This window comes from Paraburkholderia sp. BR14312 (genome assembly GCF_040948675.1).
Classification (GTDB): Bacteria; Pseudomonadota; Gammaproteobacteria; order Burkholderiales; family Burkholderiaceae; genus Paraburkholderia; species Paraburkholderia nodosa_A.
In genome coordinates this window covers 429,047-448,575 of the sequence record NZ_JBFPKI010000001.1, presented here as the reverse complement: position 1 = coordinate 448,575, position 19,529 = coordinate 429,047, and the positions used below count along the sequence as shown (strand labels likewise).

Genomic DNA, 19,529 nt, shown 5'->3' with positions numbered 1-19,529 from the left:
CGCCTCATGAACCGATTCTTCGTCTACCGGCCAGTCTTCGCGTGGGTCGTTGCGCTCTTCGTCACGCTCTTCGGCGCCCTCGCGCTCATGCTGCTGCCGGTCGAGCAGTACCCCGACGTCGCGCCGCCCTCGCTCACGATATCGGCGGTCTATAGCGGTGCCGACGCGAACACGCTGGACCGCACGGTGACGTCGATCATCGAAGACGAGATGAACGGCGTCGAGAATTTCCTCTACATGTCGTCGCAGAGCCGCTCGAACGGCACGGCGCAGATCACCGTCACGCTCAGGCCCGGCACGAATCTCGACGTCGCGCTCTCGCAGGTCCAGGACCGCCTGAGCCGCGTGGAGCCCCGCCTGCCGCTGGAGGTGAGGCAGGTGGGCGTGAGCGTCACGAAGGCGTCGTCCGGCTTTCTGATGCTCATTGCGCTGCAGTCCGCCGATGGTTCGATCCCGGCTGTCGAGCTGGGCAACTTTGCAGCCAATAACATCGTCAACGAATTACGCCGCATTCCCGGCGTCGGCGACGCACAGCTGTTCGGTTCGTCGTATGCCATGCGGATATGGATCGATCCGGAAAAACTGAGCAGCTTCGGGATTTCGGCAATCGAAGTGATGACGGCCATCCAGGAGCAGAACAGCCAGACTGCGGGCGGTAGCCTCGGCGACCAGCCCATTGCGCCGGGCGCCGAACTCAATGCGCAGATCGTCATGCGCGGCCGCTTTTCTACGCCCGAGCAGTTCCGCGAGGTCATCGTGCGCTCGAACCCGGATGGCTCGACGGTGCGTGTGGGCGACGTCGCACGCGTGGAGCTGGGCAACGACAGCTATGGCTTTCGCTTTCGCGTGAACGGCAGGGAGTCCGCCGGGATCGCCATCCAGCTTGCGAGCGGAGCGAACGCGCTGGCCGTGGCGAGCGCCGTCCGGCAGCGTCTCACGCAATTGCAGCCGACTTTCCCGAAGGGCGTGGCATGGGTCGTGCCGTTCGACACGACGCCGTTCATCACGACCTCGCTGAGCGGCGTGCTGCGCACGATGGTCGAGGCGTTGCTGCTCGTGACGGTCATCGTGTTCCTCTTCCTGCAGAAATGGCGCGCGACGCTCATCCCCACGCTGGTCGTGCCGATCGCGCTGATCGGAACGTGTGTCGGTATTTATTTGTTCGGACTCTCCATCAATCTGCTTTCGCTGTTCGCCATGGTCGTGGCGATCGGTATTCTCAACGACGACGCGATCGTGGTAGTGGAAAGCGTCGAGCGCGTGATCCAGGAAGAGGGACTCGGTTCGCGGCGCGCGACCGTCAAGGCCGTCGGGCAGATTGCGGGCGCCGCCATTGCGAGCACACTCGTGCTCATTGCGGTGTTCGTTCCCATGGCGTTTTTTCCGGGCTCGACGGGCGCGATCTATCGCCAGTTCTCGGTCACGCTCACCGTTTCGATCTTTCTGTCGACCCTGCTCGCGCTGACGCTGGGCGTGGCCATGTCGGCAACGCTGCTGGGCAGCCGGACGAAGACCAGTGACGGCACAGGCAAGCCCGCCGCCACACACTGGCCGGCCCGCATGCAACAGCGCGTGTTCGATGCCTTCAATCGCGGCATGGAAAACGCCACCGAGCGCTACGTGCTGGCCGTGCAGGCCATGCTGCGCAAGCCGGTGCGTTGGCTCCTCGTCTTCGTCGTGGTGTGCGCGGCGACCGGTTTCTTCTTCACCCAGTTGCCGCGCGGCTTCATTCCGGGCGAGGACCAGGGGCACATTTTCGTCGCGTACACGGCTGCGCCCGGCGCGACGGCGCAGCGCACGCAACAGGTCGTCGATCAGGTCGAGGCCTTTCTCAGGCAGCAGCCGCAGGTGCGCAATATCGCATCCGTCACGGGATTCAGCTTCTTCGGCCAGGGACAGTCGGCGGCAATGTCGTTCGTCGACCTGAAGCCGTGGTCGGAGCGGCCGGGCGCGGCCAATTCTGCGGGGGCGCTGGTGGCGCGCGCGAACGCAGCGTTGCGCAATATTCCTCAAGCGCTCGTCTTCGCGCTCGATCCGCCGGCCATTCCCGCGCTCGGCAATGCGAGCGGCTTCACGATGAAGATACTCGACCGCAGCGGCGTGGGCGGCGCGGCGCTGCAGCAGGCGAGCGCGCGCATGCTGGCGGAGGCCGCGCGCAGTCCCTTGCTGGTGGGCGTGCGTCCCGACGGTTTGCCGCCCGCGCCACAGCTCTATGTCGATATCGACCGCGTGAAGGCGCGCGCGCTGGGGCTGCAGATCGGTCAGGTGAACAGCGCGCTCGCGCTCGCATTCGGTTCGAACTACGTGAACGATTTCGTCTACGAGGGGAACGTGCTGCGCGTGCTCATGCAAGCCGACGCCGACCAGCGCATGCGGCCCGAGGATATCGGCGCGCTGCGGCTGCGCAACAACGTGGGGGAGTTGGTGCCGTTCTCGGCGTTCACGAGCGTGCACTGGAGCGCGGGACCGCAGCAGGTCGAACGCTACAACGGCTTTCCCTCGGCCACGATCTCCGGGCAGGCGGCGCCGGGCCGTTCGAGCGGCGCGGCACTCGCGGAGATGGAGCGCATTGCTGACCACGTCCTTACCGGCAGCCTGACCTACGAATGGACCGGCACGGCGTTCGAGGAACAGCAGGCGGCCGGGCAGATCGGTGCGCTGCTGCTGCTTTCCCTCGTCGTGGTGTTCCTGCTGCTCGCCGCGCTCTACGAGAGCTGGGCGATTCCCGTTGCCGTGCTGCTCATCATTCCGCTGGGCGTGCTGGGCGCGGTTCTCTTCACCATGGCGCGGCGTTTTTCCGCAGACATCTACTTCAATATCGGTCTCGTGACCATCATCGGGCTCGCGGCGAAAAACGCCATTCTGATCGTGGAGTTCGCGATCAAGGAGGAGGCCGGTGGCAGCGATACGGTGAGCGCAGCCGTGAACGGTGCGCGTCAGCGCTTGCGGCCGATCCTGATGACGAGCGTGACCTTCGTGCTCGGCATGCTGCCGCTCGTGCTCGCCACGGGCGCGGGCGCGGCGGGCAGGCAGGCGGTGGGCACGGGCATCATGGGCAGCATGCTCACGGCCACGCTGTTCGGTATCTTCTTCACGCCCGTGTTCTATGTGGTCGCGCGCCGATGGTTGAGCCGCAAACGGACGCGCGACGATGACGAAGCAGACGCGCGGCCCGCGGGAGCGCACGATGCTTAAGACTGCCAGGTGGACGGCGATCACCGCGTGCCTGACGCTCGGGTCGTGCAACTTCGCGCCTCGCTACCAGCAGCCCGATTTGCCGGTTGCGCAAAGCTATGAGAGTGCGGATATCGCCGCGCCGGGCGGCGAGCGGCTCGCCTCGGAGCTGACGTGGGAGACCTTCTTTCGCGACCCGGCGCTCAGGCAGCTGATCGCCATGGCGCTTGCGCATAATCGCGATCTGGCGGCATCGGTTGCGCGCATCGGGCAGGCTCAGGCGCTTTATCGCGTGCAGCGCTCCGCGCAGTTTCCACAAGTGGCCGTGGGCGCGGACGCAACCCGCACCAAAACTCCGCTCAACTCCATCGAGCCCGAGCTGCCCAACAACAACACGTCGATTCACGTCAACCAGTACAGCGTGCAGGTGGCCGTAACGTCGTTCGAACTCGACTTCTGGGGGCGCGTGGCCAACCAGAGCGAGTCGGCGCGGCGAAACTATCTGGCGACGGTGGAGGCGAACGAAGCGTTTCGCCTCTCGCTCATCAGCAATGTGGCCGCGACGTACTACGCGATCCTTTCTGGCAACGAGGGCATCGACCTCGCGCAGCACACGCTGCAAACGCGCCAGTATGCGCTGGAGGTCGCGCGGCTGCGCCTCGAAGCGGGCGCGACCTCGCTCGTGGACTACGAGCAGGCGCGCATTCTCGTTACGCAGGCACAGACGCAGCTTGCCGAGCTGCAAAGAACGACAGGCCAGCAGCGCGATCAGTTGGCGGTCCTGATCGGCGGTCCCTTGCCGGATGCCGCGGACATGACGCAACGCCACGCGCTGGCCGACGCGGACCAGTTCGGCACGCTCGACGCGGGCCTGCCTTCGTCGCTGCTGGCGCTGCGCCCCGATATTCGCGCGGCCGAGCAGTCGCTGCGAGCCGCCGACGCCGATATCGGCGCCGCGCGTGCGGACTATTTTCCGCGTGTTTCGCTCACGGGCAATTTCGGCTATGTGTCTCCCGAGTTGAGCGACCTGTTCGTGCCCGGCAAGCAGGCATGGCTCATCTCCGGGTTCGTCGCGCTGCCGATCTTCGACGCGGGGCGCCGCAGCGCGCAAGTGCGTCTGTCCGAAGCGCGTCAGACCGAACTCGTGGCGAACTACCAGAAAGCCGTTCAGGTGGCGTTCCGCGAAGTCTCCGACGCGCTGATCGCGCGCCAGCGCCTGCAGGAGCAAATCGCGGCACAGGAGCGCGCGGTGGCCTCCGAGTCGCGCCTGGCGGAGGCCGCGGAACTGCGCTACGAGAACGGCATTTCCATCTACCTGGAAGTCGTCGATGCGAAGCGCAGCCTGTTCGCGGCGCAACAGCAACTGATCCAGCTACGCGCTGCGGCGCTGCAAAACGGCGCTTCGCTCTATGTGGCGCTGGGAGGCGGGCAGGACGCGCGCCCGGCCGAGCACGCAGGCGCCGCTTCCGGTAGTGTCGGCACCCCGTAGCCGCGCGGGTCAGGCGCCACACATGGCGACGCGGTTGCGGCCGCGCGCTTTCGCATCGTACAGCGCCTGATCCGCCGCCTGGATGACCTGCGTGACATCGACATCCCGATCCGGCGACCAGCTTGCGTAGCCGATGCTTGCTGTGACGCGCCCGTACTCGCTGCCCGCATGCTCGATCGCGAGGTCGCTGATCGCATGGCGGATTTGCTCGGCGATCGCGCAGGCGCCGTCCAGCAGCGTATCGGGCAGCACGACGATGAACTCTTCGCCGCCGTAGCGTGCGGCGGTGTCCGCGGGCCGGCGGATGTTTTCGCCGATGCAGCGCGCCACGGCGGCGAGCGCGTCGTCGCCGGCCTGATGCCCGTACTGGTCGTTATAGGCCTTGAAGCGGTCGATATCGACGAACAGCAGCGAGAACACGCTGCGCGCTCGTCTGGCGCGCCGCCACTCCTGTTCGAGGATTTCGCCGAGCGTGCGGCGATTGCTCAGGCCCGTGAGGCTGTGGGTGCGTGCGAGCAGCTGCAGTTCCGACTCGGCACGCATCCTGCGCCGCAACTGCGTGGCGAGCAGGAATGAGAGGCCGACGAAGCCGATGGCGAAGGTGCCCATGAGCGCGCCGATGGTCAGCGCGCGCCGCCGCCACGCGGCGTAGATATCGGGTTCGGCCTCCGCCACCATGATAATGAGCGGCTGGCGCGGGAAATTGCGGAAGAAGTACATCCGCCGCACGCCGTCTATCGACGACGTGTCCGAGAAACTGCCTTCCTTCGCAGCCAGAAAGTGGCGGAAGGTACTTGCGTTGCGGATGTTGCGTCCCACCACGGCCGGATCATAGGGCTGGCGCATGATCATGGTGCCGTCCTGCGCGATCAGCGAAATCGCCCCGTGGCGGCCGAGCGAGAGCCCGGCAAACAGCTGGTGAAAATACTCGAGGTTAATGGCGATCATGACGATGCCGGCGAACGACCCGTCGGGATGCGAAAGCCTGCGGCTCAGCGCAATGCTGGGCGAGCCGTTGCGCAGGCGCGAATGGTAGGGCGCACTGATGTAGAGTCCGGCATGGGGATTGTCGCGCTGCGCCGTAAAGTAGTCGCGGTCGGCGAAATTGGCGTTGAGCGGCGCGCCGGTGGCCGAATTCATGACGAGGTTGCCCGTTTCGTCGAGCACGAGTATCGAGCCCAGATATTCCGCGGTGATGGCGTGGTCGAACAACAGCTGGCTGCGCAGCGGCGCGGGCAGCGCCATGACGTCGGGCCGGCCGATGCCGTCGACCACGGCTTGCAGCGAGAGCTCGTAAAGCTCGAGGTTGCGCTCGATGTCGCGTTCGGCGATGAGCGCAACGTTGCGCGAGTTCTCCCGGGCGCGCTCCAGGGCGTCGTGGCGGCTCTCGTAGAGCACCGTCGCACAGAGCGACGCCATGATGAAGGCGACCGCGAGGCTGCCATAGAAAATCGCGCGCGGCCCGGTGAGCCATCTGAGCAGGTTAGCGCTGGTGAACGCCGGCCGCATGGCTCCCTTCCAGATAAGACTGCGCGCTCGCTGCGTCCACAGGGCGGGAGAACCAGTAGCCCTGTGCCTCGTTACAGCCGTTCTCGATCAGGAATTCCAGTTGCCGCAGCGTTTCCACGCCCTCCGCCACCACACGCATGCCGAGCGTATGGCCGAGCGCGAGCACAGCCTTCACGATGACCTCGTCCGCGCGCGAGTGGCCAATGCCCTTCACGAACGACATGTCGAGCTTGAGGCGATCGGGCATGAAGCTGCGAATATAGCCGAGGCTAGAATAGCCCGAGCCGAAGTCGTCGATGGCGACCGAGAGCCCCAACTCGCGAAGGGCACGCAGCGTGGCGAGCGAACGGGGCGCCATGAGCACGCCTTCGGTGATTTCCAGCTCGATATTGCGCGGGCTCACGCCGGTACGCGCCAGCGTTTGCGCCATCATCGCGGGCAAGTCCGCTCGCACGAACTGGACCGGCGAAACGTTGACCGAAACCACGATGTCCGGGTGCTCGCGCGCCCACTCGCGGGCCTGGCGGCAGGCCTCCTCGAACACGAACTCGCCGATCTGCACGATCAGGCCGTTTTCCTCGGCGAGCGGCACGAACAGCGCCGGGCTCACCTGGCCGCGCTCTGCGTCGTGCCAGCGAACGAGCGCCTCGAAACCCATCGTCTCGCCTGTCCTCGGGTTGACTCTCGGCTGCCACGCAACGGCAAACGCGCGCGACGCCACGGCTAGCCGCAACGCCTGCGCGAGGCTCGCCCGCTCCAGGTTCTGCATGGCGATAGCCATGTCGAATACCTGCATGCTGCCGGGTCCCATCGACTTGGCGCGGTACATGGCGGAGTCCGCGTACTTGAGCAGCGAGTCGGGATCGCTCGAATGATCGGGGAACACGGCGAGGCCGACACAGGCGAGCGGCACGATGACCTTGTTGCCGATCAGCAGGCCATGTGTCAAGGATTCCTGCATGCTTGCCGCTGCGGCGACGAAGTGATCGACGCTGCCCCGGCCGTACAGCACGGCGACGAACTCGTCGCCCGCATAGCGGGAAACCATTTCGCCCTGGGCGATATTGGCGGAAAGGCGGCGCGCGACTTCGCACAATACCTCGTCGCCCGCGGTATGGCCGAGCGAGTCGTTGATCTCCTTGAAGTTGTCGAGGTCGATGAACACCAGCGCGAACTTCTGCTGCGCGTCGAGCGCCGTGCGGACCAGTTCGCGCAATCGCGCCTTGAGGCCGAGCCGGTTCGGCAGATGCGTGAGCGAGTCCTCGTTGGCCTGCAGGCGCAACTGCTCCTGATAGCGGATGCGCTCGGAAACGTCGTTGAACACGGTCACGCAGTGCGTGGGGCGATTGCGCTCGTCGAGCACCGGCGCGACATGCAGCTCGATCCAGTAGGGCGAGCCGTCGGGCCGGCAGCATTTGAGCAGACCCTCGCCTTCGCGCTCCGATTGCATGGCAGTGCGAACGATATTGGCATCGGCGGACGCTTTATCGCAATCGAGCATGTCCCAGTGCCCGGCGCCATTCGCTGTAGCCACGGCGCGGCCGGTGATGCGCTCGAACGCCGCGTTGGCGTACGTAACGATGCTTTCGCCATCGACCTTTTGCGAAATGATCACAGCGTTTCTCGAAGCCTCCAGCGCCCGGCTGCGAATGCGCAAATGCTCTCTCGCCTGTTCGTGCGCGGTGACGTCGTGCGCAGTGATGAAACACGCGTCCTGACCCGCATAGTCCAGCAGATGCCAGGCGATATCGACGTGGATCACTTCTCCGTCGATGCGCACGTGCCGGCGCACGCCGCCTGCTCCGCTTTGCGCCCCGGAATTGACGTAGCCGTGCAGGTCGCGGCGGAACGCACCGGTTTCGGCCTGCAGGCGGAGTTGCTCGACCGACATGGCCCTGAGTTGTTGAAGGCTCGCGCCGTATTGGCGCTGGGCCGCGGCGTTGGCGGTGAGGATCGCGTAGGAGCGCACATCGAAAATGAGCATCGCAACCGGATGCTGCTCGAAGTACTCGCGAAAGCGCCGCTCGGCCTCGAGCGCGACGATCTTCGCGGCGCTGCGGGAAAGCGCGGCGCGGTGGCTCGTAAACAACGTGAAGAGCAACAGCAATGCGCCGGCTGTCGCCGTGCCGATCAGCGAGATCTTTTGCCGCGCGAGCTGCGCCTGCGCGCTGAACTGCACGACCTTGATCTGCTCGCGCTGCTCGGAGCGCAGCTCGGTGAGCAGCGACATGATGGAGCTGAGCGTTTCGTTCGCGCGCTGCATCAGGGCGGGGTCGAGCCTCGCGCCCGCGTCTGCGAGCGCGATATTGCGCGCGGCCGCGTCGAGCTGCTCGGGCCAGATGGCGCTCAACTGCCGCAACTCGCGGATCGTGCGCTCGTTGCGCGGCGCGCCGGCAAAGTCGTGCTCGAGCCGGTCGTAAGTACCGGCCACGACTGCGGCCCGCTTGATCGGCCACGCGCGCGACGTATAGCCCGCCGTGCCCACGCCTTTGAGGAAGTCCGTATTCGCCGCGATGTGCAGCGTGAGCAGGGCTTCGAGTTCCGACGTGGTGTTCAGTTCCTGGCGAAGCCGCGAGTCGGCCGTGCCGCGCGACAGGTTCGCGCTCAGTATCGCGCCGATTGCCACGCAGACGATCAGCGCCACGGCCAGCGCTACGGCGACGCCCTTGCCGGGCGCGCGGGACGGGGCCTGTGGAGGGGTTCCGGATAGTTCTACGTTCATCGCCACGCAACGCGATTCGGCACATCGCCACTCGCGCCGCGTTGCTCGGCCGGAGTGGGCAGGTTACTGGTGAATGCACCCGCATCAGCGCGGGAGGCGGGCAGAGGGGCCATGTGTTCCAGGCATGCAGACCGCGAAGGCACGGCAAGTCCGTGATCGGTCGATACTGTCTGAATAACGGGTATTCCGCGTGCCTCTTTGATGGGTGTTTTTACCTAGAGGCCTGGATGCTGGCGCTACGTGTGGGGCAGGCATCCGGAACGCATTCGATGCCCGTGCTTCAATACGTTCATGGCTGTGAAGGGAGCGCGCGCGGCCCCGTCGGTTTTGCCCCTCGCTTCTGCCCCTGGTTTTTGCCCCCGGTTACTCGTTCAAGGGACTCTTCATGAAGAAACTCGTCAACGATCCGTCGTCAGTGGTGCATGAAATGCTCGAGGGCATTGCGCGTACTGCGCCGCATGTCGCCGTGCTCGGCAACGAAAACGTGCTCGTTCGCAACCCGCTGCCCAGCCCGGCCGAGCGCAACGTCGCCGTGATTTCGGGTGGCGGCAGCGGCCACGAGCCCGCGCATGGCGGTTACGTCGGACAAGGCATGCTCACCGCCGCCGTGTGCGGCGAAGTGTTCACGTCGCCCTCCACCGACGCCGTGCTGGCCGCAATTCGCGCGAGCGCGGGTCCGAACGGCGCGCTGCTCATCGTGAAGAACTACACGGGGGACCGGCTCAATTTCGGCCTCGCGGCCGAACTGGCGCGAGCCGAGGGTATTCCGGTCGAAATCGTCATCGTGGCCGACGACGTGTCGCTGCGCGGGCATACGGAGCGCAATCAGCGGCGCGGCATTGCGGGGACGGTGCTCGTGCACAAGATCGCGGGCGCGGCGGCGGCGCGGGGCGACGCGCTGGGCCTCGTGGCCGCGATTGCGCGCGGCGTGGCCGAGAATCTCGGCACGATGGGCGTGGCGCTCGATGGCTGCACGCTGCCCGGCGCTCAGCAAGCCGGCTTTCGCCTCGCCGACGACGAGATCGAACTCGGCATGGGCATCCACGGCGAGAAAGGCGTGGAGCGCACGGTGCCGATGGCGGCGGGCGAATTGACGGAAACGCTGCTCGCCAACATCGTCGAAGACCTGGCGTTGAAAGGCGGCGAGCGCGTGGCGCTGCTCGTGAACGGACTGGGCGCGACACCGGCGATGGAGCTGGCGATCATCATGCGCGATGCATTCGAGAGCCTGAATCGCCGTCACGTGACCGTCGAGCGGGCATGGACCGGCACGTTTCTCTCGGCGCTCGACATGCCGGGCTGTTCGATCTCCGTGCTGCGGCTCGACGATGCGAAGCTGGCGCTGCTCGACGCCGCCACCGAAGCGCGCGCGTGGCCCGGCGTCGGCACGGTCAACCGGCGAATCCGCATCGAGCCGGCGTTTTCGGCAGCCGATGCGGGCGCCGAGTCGGGCGCGACGCCTGCGGACGCGGCGAGCGTTGCATGGGCGCAGCGTCTGAAGCCGGCGCTCGATGCCGTTGCGCACGCATTGATCGAGAACGAAGCGATTTTTACGGACCTCGATTCCCGAGCCGGCGACGGCGATCTGGGCGCGAGCATGCAGCGCGCCGCGCAGGCCATGCTCGCCCTACCGCCGGGCGCGCTCGGCTCGCCGCGCAGCGCGCTTGCCGCGCTCGGCACGGCATTGCGCCGCGCGATAGCGGGCAGTTCCGGGCCGTTCTACGCGACGGCGCTGCTGCGCGCCTCGCGCACGCTCGGCGCGAAGGCGCAGCCCGCCGCGCGGGATTGGGCGGCCGCCATGCGCGGCGCGGCTGAGGCGATCAGCGAACTGGGCGGCGCGAAGCCCGGCGACCGCACGATGCTCGATGCGCTCGTGCCCGCCGTCGATGTGCTCGAAAGCGCCTTGAAGTCGGCGCGCCCCGTGGGCGAGGCGTGGGCGCAGGCGGTGAGCGCCGCGGAGTCCGGTGCGAAAAGCACGGCGCAAATGACGCCGCGCGCGGGCCGGGCAAGCTATCTCGGCGCGCGGGCGATCGGGACGCCCGATGGCGGGGCGGTGGTGGTGGCGTGCTGGCTCAAGGCGCTGCAGCCGCATATCGGCGCGGCGTGAGGCTCGGCAGCGGCCCAGCGCGTGGCTCAGAGCACTTCGAAAATGCTGTAGCGCGGGCCGCCCGGAACGGACGGCACGATGCGGACGCGGCGCAACGAGCATTACGCCGCCGTGCGCCCGCCGATTGTCCAGCAGACGGCGTCGCGCCGAAGCGATCGTGGCGTTTGGCAGGCATTTCTCGTCAAACCCGAACTTGCCGTATCGTCTGAAGCACAAACTGCCGCTTACGCCCTATGTGCGCGCAGCATTCCGGGGCAGCGACGAAAAGCATGACCCGGATTTCCCGATTCATCAGTCGAACTCGCAGGCCGCGGTGAGCCTGTGATGCGCCCATTACGTCCTCATCAATCGAAGCAGGAGTCAGTCATGTCACGCACAGTCAGGTTTGCACAAGCAGGTGGCCCGGAAGTACTGCAATTCGTGGACGAACCGGTACGCGCCCCCGGCCAGGGCGAAGTTCGCATCGACGTGAAAGCCATTGGTCTGAATCGCGCGGAATCGATGTGGCGCGCCGACCAGTACATCGAACCCGTGCGCTTTCCGGCAGGACTCGGGTACGAAGCGGCCGGCATCGTCGACGCCGTGGGCGAGGGAGTAGTCGGCATCGCACCGGGAGACAAGGTCAACGTGATCCCGTCGTTTTCGATGAATCAGTACTTCACGTATGGAGAAAGCATCGTCGTGCCGGATTATGCAGTCGTCAGGCATCCTGAATCGCTTTCGTTCGCTGAGGCCGCGTCGGTGTGGATGATGTTCGTCACCGCATACGGCGCGTTGATCGAAGATGCGAAGGTGGGCGCCGGCGATTACGTCGTCGTGCCGGCCGCGTCGAGCAGCGTCGGACTCGCGGCGATCCAGATCGCGAACTACGCCGGTGCGACGTCGATCGCAGTCACGCGTCACGCCGCCAAGAAACAGCCGTTGCTCGACGCAGGCGCGGCGCACGTGGTCGTGACCGACGAGACGGATCTGCTGGACGAAATCATGCGCATCACTGGCGGCAAGGGGGCGCGTGTCGTTTTCGATCCGGTCGGTGGCCCGAACTTCGCGAAGCTGATCTCGGCGCTGTCTTTCCAGGGGATCGCGTATCTCTACGGCGCGCTCGATGAACGTGCCACGACGCTGCCCGTGCTGGAGATGATCGCGAAGGTCGTGAGCGTGAAGGCCCACAACATCTGGCTCACCAGCGGCGACGCAGAGCGCCGCAAGGCCGCGGTGGAATACGTGCTAAAGGGACTCGAAAGCGGCGCGCTCAAGCCCGTCATCGATCGCACGTTCACGTTCGACCAGATTGTGGATGCACACCGCTACCTCGAAACCAATGGGCAGTTCGGCAAGATCGTGGTGACGGTGTAGTCTGCCGATGCGCGGCGCCCAGCATCGGCAAAAACGATCAGCAATAACCGGTGCGAAGCGCCGCTGCCCAGTCGGGCCGGCCATTGGCGGCCGCACGTTCGGCCGCCGCGTGCCAGTCGTACTCCACGGCGCGAAACTCCACGTCCCAGCCGCGCGCGGTACGGGTGACGCTCGCGTAGCGCGCATGCGGCGTCCCCGTTTCCATACGATGCGCAAACGGATGCGTGTCTTCGTATGCGGGCAGGCCGACGCTGCCTGGGTTTACGATGAGGCGGCCGTCGGCCAGCTGCATCGTGCGCGCGAGATGCGTATGGCCGCACAAGATCAACGCCGCCTCGACTTCGGCCGCGCGGCGTCTGACCTCGCTATGCGTGGCCGTTCGGCATCCGCTGGCCGTGACGGTTTCGAGGAAACAGGAGAGGTCGTCCTGCGGCGTGCCGTGCACGAGCAGCACGTCGCTTTCGAGCCATAGCGTGGCAGGCAATGCGCCGACCCATTCCAGCTGTGCTTCGCTCAGCACGCCGCGCAAAGCGGTCCGATGGCCCCATGCGAGTGCCATCCGCGCCAAGCAGCTGTCTTTCGTGGTTGCCGCGTATCGTGGGCAACCCAAGCTGCATCAACCGGTCCGCCGTTTGCGCGATCACCGACATGACCGCCGAGCACATCGAGGTAATTAAACCGCTCATTCCGCTCAAGCGCGCGGCGGACCCGGACGAGATTGCCGGGCTCGTTGCGTGGCTCGCGCGCAAGGAGTCCGGCTATATGACGGGGTCGAGCCTCACCATCGACGGCGGCATGGCGCTGTGAGCGCGCGTGGTGGCGGGCACTCAGGCCCGTGGGGCGTAGACGTTGCACCAGCCGTCGGCGGCCACTGCCTTGCCCGGGAACATCGGGCACGCGCCCGAGGCGTCGGCCGCCGCGCCGGCATAGAAGCGGCAACTCGCGCAGCGCTGCCCCGCTGCGTACTTCGGAAACTTGCCTGCGTCGACGCTACTGGCTTTGGCGCGGTAGCCCAGCGACTTCGCGGTGGTGTCGTTCTCGTCGACGAGGGCGGGGCCGGCGAGTGCGCGCCCGGCCGTGGCGAGCGCGGCGCAAAGACCGGCGGTGTGAAGGATGAAGGTTCTGCGATTGCGGGAGATCATGCTGGTTTCCTGAGTTGCGTTAGTGGCGCGGTCCGGCGTTGAGCGGCGTGGTCGACAATTGCGCGGCTTCGGAAGTGAGCTTCGCGTCGCCCGTGTCATAGCCGTTCGTGTAGAGCAGGAAGGCCATCAAATCGGCGTACTCCTGATCGGTCATCTTGCCCGGGCGGTCGGCCGGCATGTTGGTCGACATGTACTGATAGATGCCGCCGATGGTCAAATGCGAATTCGCAGCCGGGGCGAAGGCCGGGCCGCTCAGCGCGGGCGCTGTAATGCCCTCGAGTTGCGCGCCGTGGCATTTCGCACAGGATTCCGAATAAAGATGCTGGCCGTGCTCGACCTGTTCGTGATCGAATGCGGGCGCGTTGCCGCCAGTCGTTGCAGCGACCTTGATGATGGCGCCTGGGCCGTGCATGGCGCTGCGCCCATACGAGGCTTTCGTGCTTTCGAGCGATGGCGCACTCGAATGCGCCTCGCTCGCGGCGCTTTCCGGCAGCGTCCAGCCGCGCGTGAGTGCGGCGAGACGGCCGTCTTCGTTCATGCGTGCAAGGGCGTCGTCGATGCGCGATTGCAGCGCACGCATGCCGGCCCCGGAAGCGAACACGAGATGCCAGTCGGCATACGGCGAGGCCGTCGCCGCGACCGCGAATTGATGCTGCGGATGCGCGCGCTGGTAAGCCACGACGGCCGGATACCAGACGATCGCGCGCTGCGCGCGCCCTTTCGCGACCGCGTCGACGGTCAGTTCGGAGGTGTTCTCCAGGTCGAAGCGCGCGTTCTTCTCCTGCACGGCGATGAGTTGCGACGGGCTCGACCAGGTCGCCGCGACCGTTTCCTTGCCGTCGGCAGCGGGCGTGGCGGCGCGCGGGTGGCGTAGCGTGACGCTGACATAGCCCGAGCGCAAGTAGCCTTGCGAGAAAATCATCTGCGAACCCGATGCATCGGCGACGCTCGAGCGCGGGAAGCCCGCAACGAGATCGCAGTCGCGGCCCAGCGCGCTGGCGAGTTCGTGCGCCGAGATGCCGTCGTCGCCGCCATCGTCGTCGATGCCGTGGGTGACGAACGTCGCAACCACGCCAGCGGTTTTCAGCACGGCGCGCGCGACGGCCTGGTCGAGCGCGGCCGTGGGGCTGCCCGGCAACGTGCAGACACGCACGGCGTTCGCCGCCGCATGGGCGCTGGTATGCGCGCCGCCTGCCGCGAGCGCGGCGGCCACGGCGAGCCAGGTGATCCGGATATTCATGATCGTGTGTTCCAGTGAAGTCGGGGCCGCACGCAAGCGCGGTGGCTTGCGCACAAGCGTGCGGCGAAAGGCGAGAACGTCGTTCAGCCCAGGTTCAGCCCCGGTCCAGTGCGAACACGTAGAGCGTGCCGCCGCGCGGGACATCCTTTGCCACATCGGCCATCGGGCCGCCCCAAATCGGATTCGCGCCGCCGTAGCCCGCAAGCACGGCGACATACTCCTTGCCGTCGACTTCGAACACGGAAGGCTGCGCGATGATGCCGCTCGCGAGCTGCGGGCTTTCCCAGAGCACCTTGCCGGTCGCGACGTCGAACGCATAGAGATGGCCGTCGAGCGAGCCGCTGAACGCGAGACCGCTGGCTGTGGTCGCCACGCCGCCGTTCCAGGGCATCTTGCTCCAGTGGCCCCAGAGCTTCTTGCCGGTGTTCACGTCGATGGCCTGCAGCTCGCCGTAGCCTTCGCTGCCCGGTTCAGGCTTGATTTCGAAGCCTTCGCCGAGATAGGGGAGACCTTCCATATAGCTCACCGACTTGCCCGAGAGGCTCATGCACGCGTGCAACGAAGGCACCACGGCAATGTGCCGCTCCGGATCGTAGGACACCGACCACCAGTTCTTGCCGCCCAGAAAGCTCGGGCAGGTATCGATGGTCGTGCCGGCCTTCGGGTATTTCGACGGGTCCTGAATCGGCTTGCCGTCGTCCGTGTAGCCCGTGACCGAGCTCGCCTTCACGAATGGCTCCGCGTAGATCAGCTTGCCCGTTTGGCGGTCGATGGCGTGGAAGAAGCCGTTGCGGTCGGCGTGGATGATGGCGTCGTAATCCTTGCCCTTGTACTGGATGTTCGCGAGGATCGGCGTGTTGACGCCGTCATAGTCCCATGTGTCGTTGCTCGTGTACTGGTAATGCCATTTGAGCTTGCCGTTCTTCGGGTCGAGCGCGAGTAGTGAATCGGAGTACAGATTGTCTCCGGGGCGCAGCGCGGCGAGCCACGGGCCGGGGTTGCCCACGCCCCAGTACAGCGTGCGGCTCGCGGCGTCGTAGGTGCCGGTTAGCCACGCGGCGCCGCCGCCGTGCGCCTGCATGCCGTCGGGCCAGGTCTCCGCGCCTTTTTCGCCTGAGCCCGGAATGGTGTAGCGCTTCCACACGATCGCGCCGTCGTCGGGGTTCAGCGCGGCGATATAGCCGCGAATGCCGTATTCGCCGCCCGAGGTGCCCACGACGATCGAGCCGTCGAGCGCAAGCGGCGCGAGCGAGAACGCGTAGCCGAGGCCCGGTTCGAACATCTGCTTCTTCCAGACCACGTCGCCGGTCTTCGCGTCGAGTGCGGCGATTTCGCCGCTCAGCATGGCGATATAGACGTTCTTGCCGTACAGCGCCACGCCGCGGTTCACCACGTCGCAGCACGCGGTCTTGAACGACTCCGCGCCGAGCTTCGGCTCGTATTTCCAGAGTTGCGTACCCGTCTTCGCATCGAAGGCGTAGACGTTGTCTTTCGGCGTACTGACGAAGAGATAGTTGCCGTTGACGATGGGCGTCGCCTCGAAACCCTGCTTCAGTTCGGCGGGGAACTGGTAGCTCCACGCCTGTTTGAGCTCGCCGACGTTCGACGCGTCGATCTGCTTGAGCGGCGAGTGCGACTGGCCGTTGTAGCTGCGGTAGTACGTGAGCCAGCCCGGGTCGCTTTGCGCGCGGGTCAGGCGGTCATAGGTCACGGGCGGATAGTCCGAGGCGGCATCCACTGGGCCCGCGTTCAAGGACATCGCCGCTGCGATGGCCATGGCGCAGGTCGCAAGCCGGCTTGCCGCAGCCGAGCGTCTCTTCATCTTCGTCTCCTGAATATTTGTCGATGCACGGCCGGGAAGCGGTCAGGCTGGATGTGCGGGGGATGGGGCCGGTCCGGGTGCGCTGCCGTTCTTGCAAGTCGTATGCCATTAGCCGCGAAGCGTTGCGTGTCGGGCGATGCAGCCCGTTGACCGGCTTCCCGGCGAGGCGCCCCGTGCGTGGCCGATGTGTTGCATTCCGGTACAGGCCGCCGCGAAAAGTGTTGGCGAACGTGACAGTGGGCCGGTCGCGCCGAAGGACGCTGCGCGCAATCGCGCGTGCCGATGCACGCTGGCACGTTCCTGGCTAGATCACGGCAAAGAGGAGACGGTTGTGTGCGCAGCGGTCGGCGCTCGACGCTACGGCGTCGAGCTACACGAGCGCGAAAAAAACAGGTGGAGACGAAAGTTGATTCCAAAGAAGGCGGTGGGCGCCAGGCGCGCGTATGCGACGCTCGGCACGAGCCTCGCCCTGGGCGCGCTGTGCAGCGGTACATCCACGCGGGCCATCGCGCAGGCACAGAGCGCAGCGGATAACAGCGCGGCGAGCGCGACGGCGGCCCCGCTCGTTCTGCCCGCTGTCGTGGTGGTCGGCACGACGCCGCTGCTCGGCATCGGTACGCCGCTAGCGAAGGTGCCGGCCAACGTGCAGACCGTGAACGCGCAGGACATCGCGACACAGCACCGCGAAACGCTGACCGACTTTTTCGCCGCGAACCTGCCGGGCGTGAGTGTGACCGACGCACAAGGCAATCCTTTCCAGATGAACCTGAACTATCGCGGCTTCACGGCCTCGCCGGTGCTTGGCACCCCACAGGGATTGTCGGTGTTCGTCGACGGCGTGCGCGTGAACGAGCCGTTTGGCGACGTGGTGAACTGGGACCTGATACCGACCGGCGCGATCGACAAGATCCAACTCATTCCAGGCTCGAATCCTGTCTACGGCCTCAACACGCTGGGCGGCGCCATCGCGATCACGACGAAGAACGGGCGCACGAGCCCCGGCGGCGACATCGATCTATCGGGCGGCTCATGGGGACGCAAGAGTGCGCAGTTCGAGCAGGGCGGCACGCTCGGGCCGCATGTTGACTACTATGCGAACGCGAACGTCACAAACGACAACGGCTGGGCCGACCACAACGCGAGCCGCGTGCGCCAGGGATTCGGCAAGCTGCGCTACACCGACGACGACACGACGCTCTCGATCTCGGGCGGCGGCGCGGACAACCAGCTATACGGCAGCCAGACCATTCCGCGCTCGTTTCTGGACAACCCGAAACAGGCCTACACGTTTCCGGACCTGAACCGCAACAGCGTGGGCTACCTCACACTCTCGGGCGAACACTTCTTCAACGACAACGTGGAGTTGAGCGGCAACGCTTACTATCGGCACCTGCGCAACGAGAACGTGAGCAGCAACAACAACACCGATTACGGCTCGATCGACGCGGACGGCAACGTCGATACGCTGGAGGGCAGCAACGTCGATTCCATCGTCACGACGGACAGCTTTGGCGCGAGCCTGCAGCTGACGCTGCTCGGCAAGCTGGGCGGCATCGGGAGCCAGCTCGTTGCGGGCGTGGCGGCGGACTTCGCGAACTCGCACTACGTCTCGTCTTCGCAGGATGCCGCCTTCACGCCCGACCGCGCGACGGTCGGTATCGGCGATTTCGTTCAGCAGACCGATGCAAAAACACGCAACGCTAACTATGGCCTCTACCTGAACGAGACGCTCACGCTCACGCCGCAATGGACGCTCACGCTGTCGGGGCGCTACGACTGGGCGAGCGCGCGCATCGCAGACGAAAGCGGCGTGCAGCCGCTGCTCGACGGCTATCACACGTTCTCGCGCTTCAATCCCGCAGTGGGGCTCAACTGGAATCCGCTGCCCACCGTCACGGTCTACGCGACCTACAACGAAGGCATGCGCGCGCCCACCGCAATCGAGCTTGCGTGCGCGGACCCCGCTGCGCCGTGCTCGCTGCCGAACGACTTCGTGGCCGATCCGGCGCTGCAGCCTGTGGTCTCGAAGACTTTCGAGGCCGGTGCGCGCGGTCGTATCGGCTCGCAGACAACGTGGAGCGCCGCCGCATTCAGCACCACGCTCTCCAACGACATCGAGTTCGTGAGCGCGGCGGGCAGCACGCAGGGCTACTTTCAGAATGTCGGCAAGACGCGCCGCCAGGGTGTCGAGCTGGCGGGTCACACGGCGTTCGGCCCCGTTGGCATCAGCCTGAACTACAGCTACGTGGACGCGACCTACCGCTCGACATGGACCGAACAAAGCTCCGCGAATTCGTCGGCGGATGCGAACGGCGTCATCACGGTGCGGCCGGGCGACCACGTGCCCGGCATTCCAGCGCATGCCGTCAAGCTGCGGCTCGATTACGCGGCCACGGCGCAATGGAGCATCGGCACGAACATCACATGGCGCAGCGGCGTGTATGCGCAAGGCGACGAAAACAATCAGGATGCCAATGGAAAGATCGCGGGCTATGTGCTCGTGGATCTCGACACGCGCTATCGCGTCACAAAGCGGCTGGAGGTCTACGCGAACGTGACGAACCTGTTCGACAAGCGTTATGCGAGCTTCGGCGTGCTGGGCCAGAACTTCTTCAACGGGCCCGGCCACACGTTCGACGGCGCGAATCCGGTGAACGAGCAATTCGTCGGACAAGGCGCGCCGCGCGGTTTTTGGGTGGGCCTGCATTACGCATGGGATTGAAGGGATGTGCTGCATATGCGCGCATCGGGGTGAGTCCGCATTCCTCCACGCGGGCCATTTGCGGTAATACACAGGCTGGCGAATCGCTGCGGCGCGTGTTTCGATCGACGCACGTTGCGTTGCATACGGTTCGCTTACACAGCGTGTTGCGCGTCGCGTGTGCGTTCGGCGCAAACCGGCTGGCTGGATTCGATGGCCGGATGGCCCGGAGCTTGCTAATAGAGGACACCGAGAAATACCGAAGTG

General features: G+C 65.9%; 11 protein-coding genes and 1 pseudogene. 6 read left to right on the top strand and 6 right to left on the bottom strand.

Translation table 11 applies throughout. The annotated features are described in order from the left end of the window. Positions 1–6: 6 nt before the first annotated feature. Positions 7–3,195 (top strand): multidrug efflux RND transporter permease subunit, encoded by a 3,189-nt coding sequence (locus AB3X98_RS01940; RefSeq protein WP_069262333.1) that lies wholly within the window; start codon positions 7–9, stop codon positions 3,193–3,195. Continuing rightward, on the top strand, positions 3,188–4,663 hold the full coding sequence (locus AB3X98_RS01935) for an efflux transporter outer membrane subunit (RefSeq protein ID WP_368604698.1): 1,476 nt from the start codon (positions 3,188–3,190) through the stop codon (positions 4,661–4,663). Before AB3X98_RS01940 ends, AB3X98_RS01935 begins: the two co-directional genes overlap by 8 nt. 9 nt (positions 4,664–4,672) lie before the next feature. Here the strand turns inward: AB3X98_RS01935 and AB3X98_RS01930 are convergent, their stop codons facing one another. Both AB3X98_RS01930 and AB3X98_RS01925 read right to left on the bottom strand, forming a co-directional pair. After that, positions 4,673–6,172, bottom strand: a complete 1,500-nt coding sequence (locus tag AB3X98_RS01930) for a diguanylate cyclase (RefSeq protein WP_368604697.1) — start codon at positions 6,170–6,172, stop codon at positions 4,673–4,675. Next, positions 6,147–8,894, bottom strand: a complete 2,748-nt coding sequence (locus tag AB3X98_RS01925; protein ID WP_368610204.1) for a putative bifunctional diguanylate cyclase/phosphodiesterase — start codon at positions 8,892–8,894, stop codon at positions 6,147–6,149. Before AB3X98_RS01925 ends, AB3X98_RS01930 begins: the two co-directional genes overlap by 26 nt. A gap of 385 nt (positions 8,895–9,279) precedes the next feature. Here AB3X98_RS01925 and AB3X98_RS01920 point away from each other — a divergent pair, with 385 nt between their 5' ends. Both AB3X98_RS01920 and AB3X98_RS01915 read left to right on the top strand, forming a co-directional pair. Then, positions 9,280–11,001: a dihydroxyacetone kinase family protein gene (locus AB3X98_RS01920; RefSeq protein ID WP_368604695.1), complete on the top strand. Its 1,722-nt coding sequence runs from the start codon at positions 9,280–9,282 to the stop codon at positions 10,999–11,001. Between the two features lie 366 nt (positions 11,002–11,367). Beyond that, positions 11,368–12,357: a zinc-dependent alcohol dehydrogenase family protein gene (locus AB3X98_RS01915; RefSeq protein ID WP_368604694.1), complete on the top strand. Its 990-nt coding sequence runs from the start codon at positions 11,368–11,370 to the stop codon at positions 12,355–12,357. Positions 12,358–12,394: 37 nt separating this feature from the next. Here the strand turns inward: AB3X98_RS01915 and AB3X98_RS01910 are convergent. Beyond that, a pseudogene (locus tag AB3X98_RS01910) lies at positions 12,395–12,995 on the bottom strand (metallophosphoesterase); the annotation flags it as partial. Between the two features lie 10 nt (positions 12,996–13,005). On the opposite strand from AB3X98_RS01910, the gene AB3X98_RS01905 reads away from it, so the two are divergent. Then, positions 13,006–13,164: an SDR family oxidoreductase gene (locus AB3X98_RS01905; RefSeq protein WP_368604693.1), complete on the top strand. Its 159-nt coding sequence runs from the start codon at positions 13,006–13,008 to the stop codon at positions 13,162–13,164. A gap of 20 nt (positions 13,165–13,184) precedes the next feature. Here the strand turns inward: AB3X98_RS01905 and AB3X98_RS01900 are convergent, their stop codons facing one another. The 3 genes from AB3X98_RS01900 to AB3X98_RS01890 all read right to left on the bottom strand — a co-directional run bounded on the left by AB3X98_RS01900 (position 13,185) and on the right by AB3X98_RS01890 (position 16,561). After that, positions 13,185–13,499, bottom strand: a complete 315-nt coding sequence (locus tag AB3X98_RS01900; RefSeq protein ID WP_069262325.1) for a high-potential iron-sulfur protein — start codon at positions 13,497–13,499, stop codon at positions 13,185–13,187. A 19-nt stretch (positions 13,500–13,518) separates the two neighbouring features. Further along, positions 13,519–14,739 carry a c-type cytochrome gene (locus tag AB3X98_RS01895; RefSeq protein WP_368604692.1) on the bottom strand — a complete coding sequence of 407 codons (1,221 nt, stop codon included), beginning with the start codon at positions 14,737–14,739 and terminating at the stop codon, positions 13,519–13,521. Positions 14,740–14,833: 94 nt separating this feature from the next. Beyond that, positions 14,834–16,561 carry a methanol/ethanol family PQQ-dependent dehydrogenase gene (locus tag AB3X98_RS01890; protein WP_368604691.1) on the bottom strand — a complete coding sequence of 576 codons (1,728 nt, stop codon included), beginning with the start codon at positions 16,559–16,561 and terminating at the stop codon, positions 14,834–14,836. Positions 16,562–16,967: 406 nt separating this feature from the next. On the opposite strand from AB3X98_RS01890, the gene AB3X98_RS01885 reads away from it, so the two are divergent. Further along, positions 16,968–19,283 carry a TonB-dependent receptor gene (locus AB3X98_RS01885; RefSeq protein WP_368604690.1) on the top strand — a complete coding sequence of 772 codons (2,316 nt, stop codon included), beginning with the start codon at positions 16,968–16,970 and terminating at the stop codon, positions 19,281–19,283. The last annotated feature ends 246 nt before the right edge of the window (positions 19,284–19,529 follow it).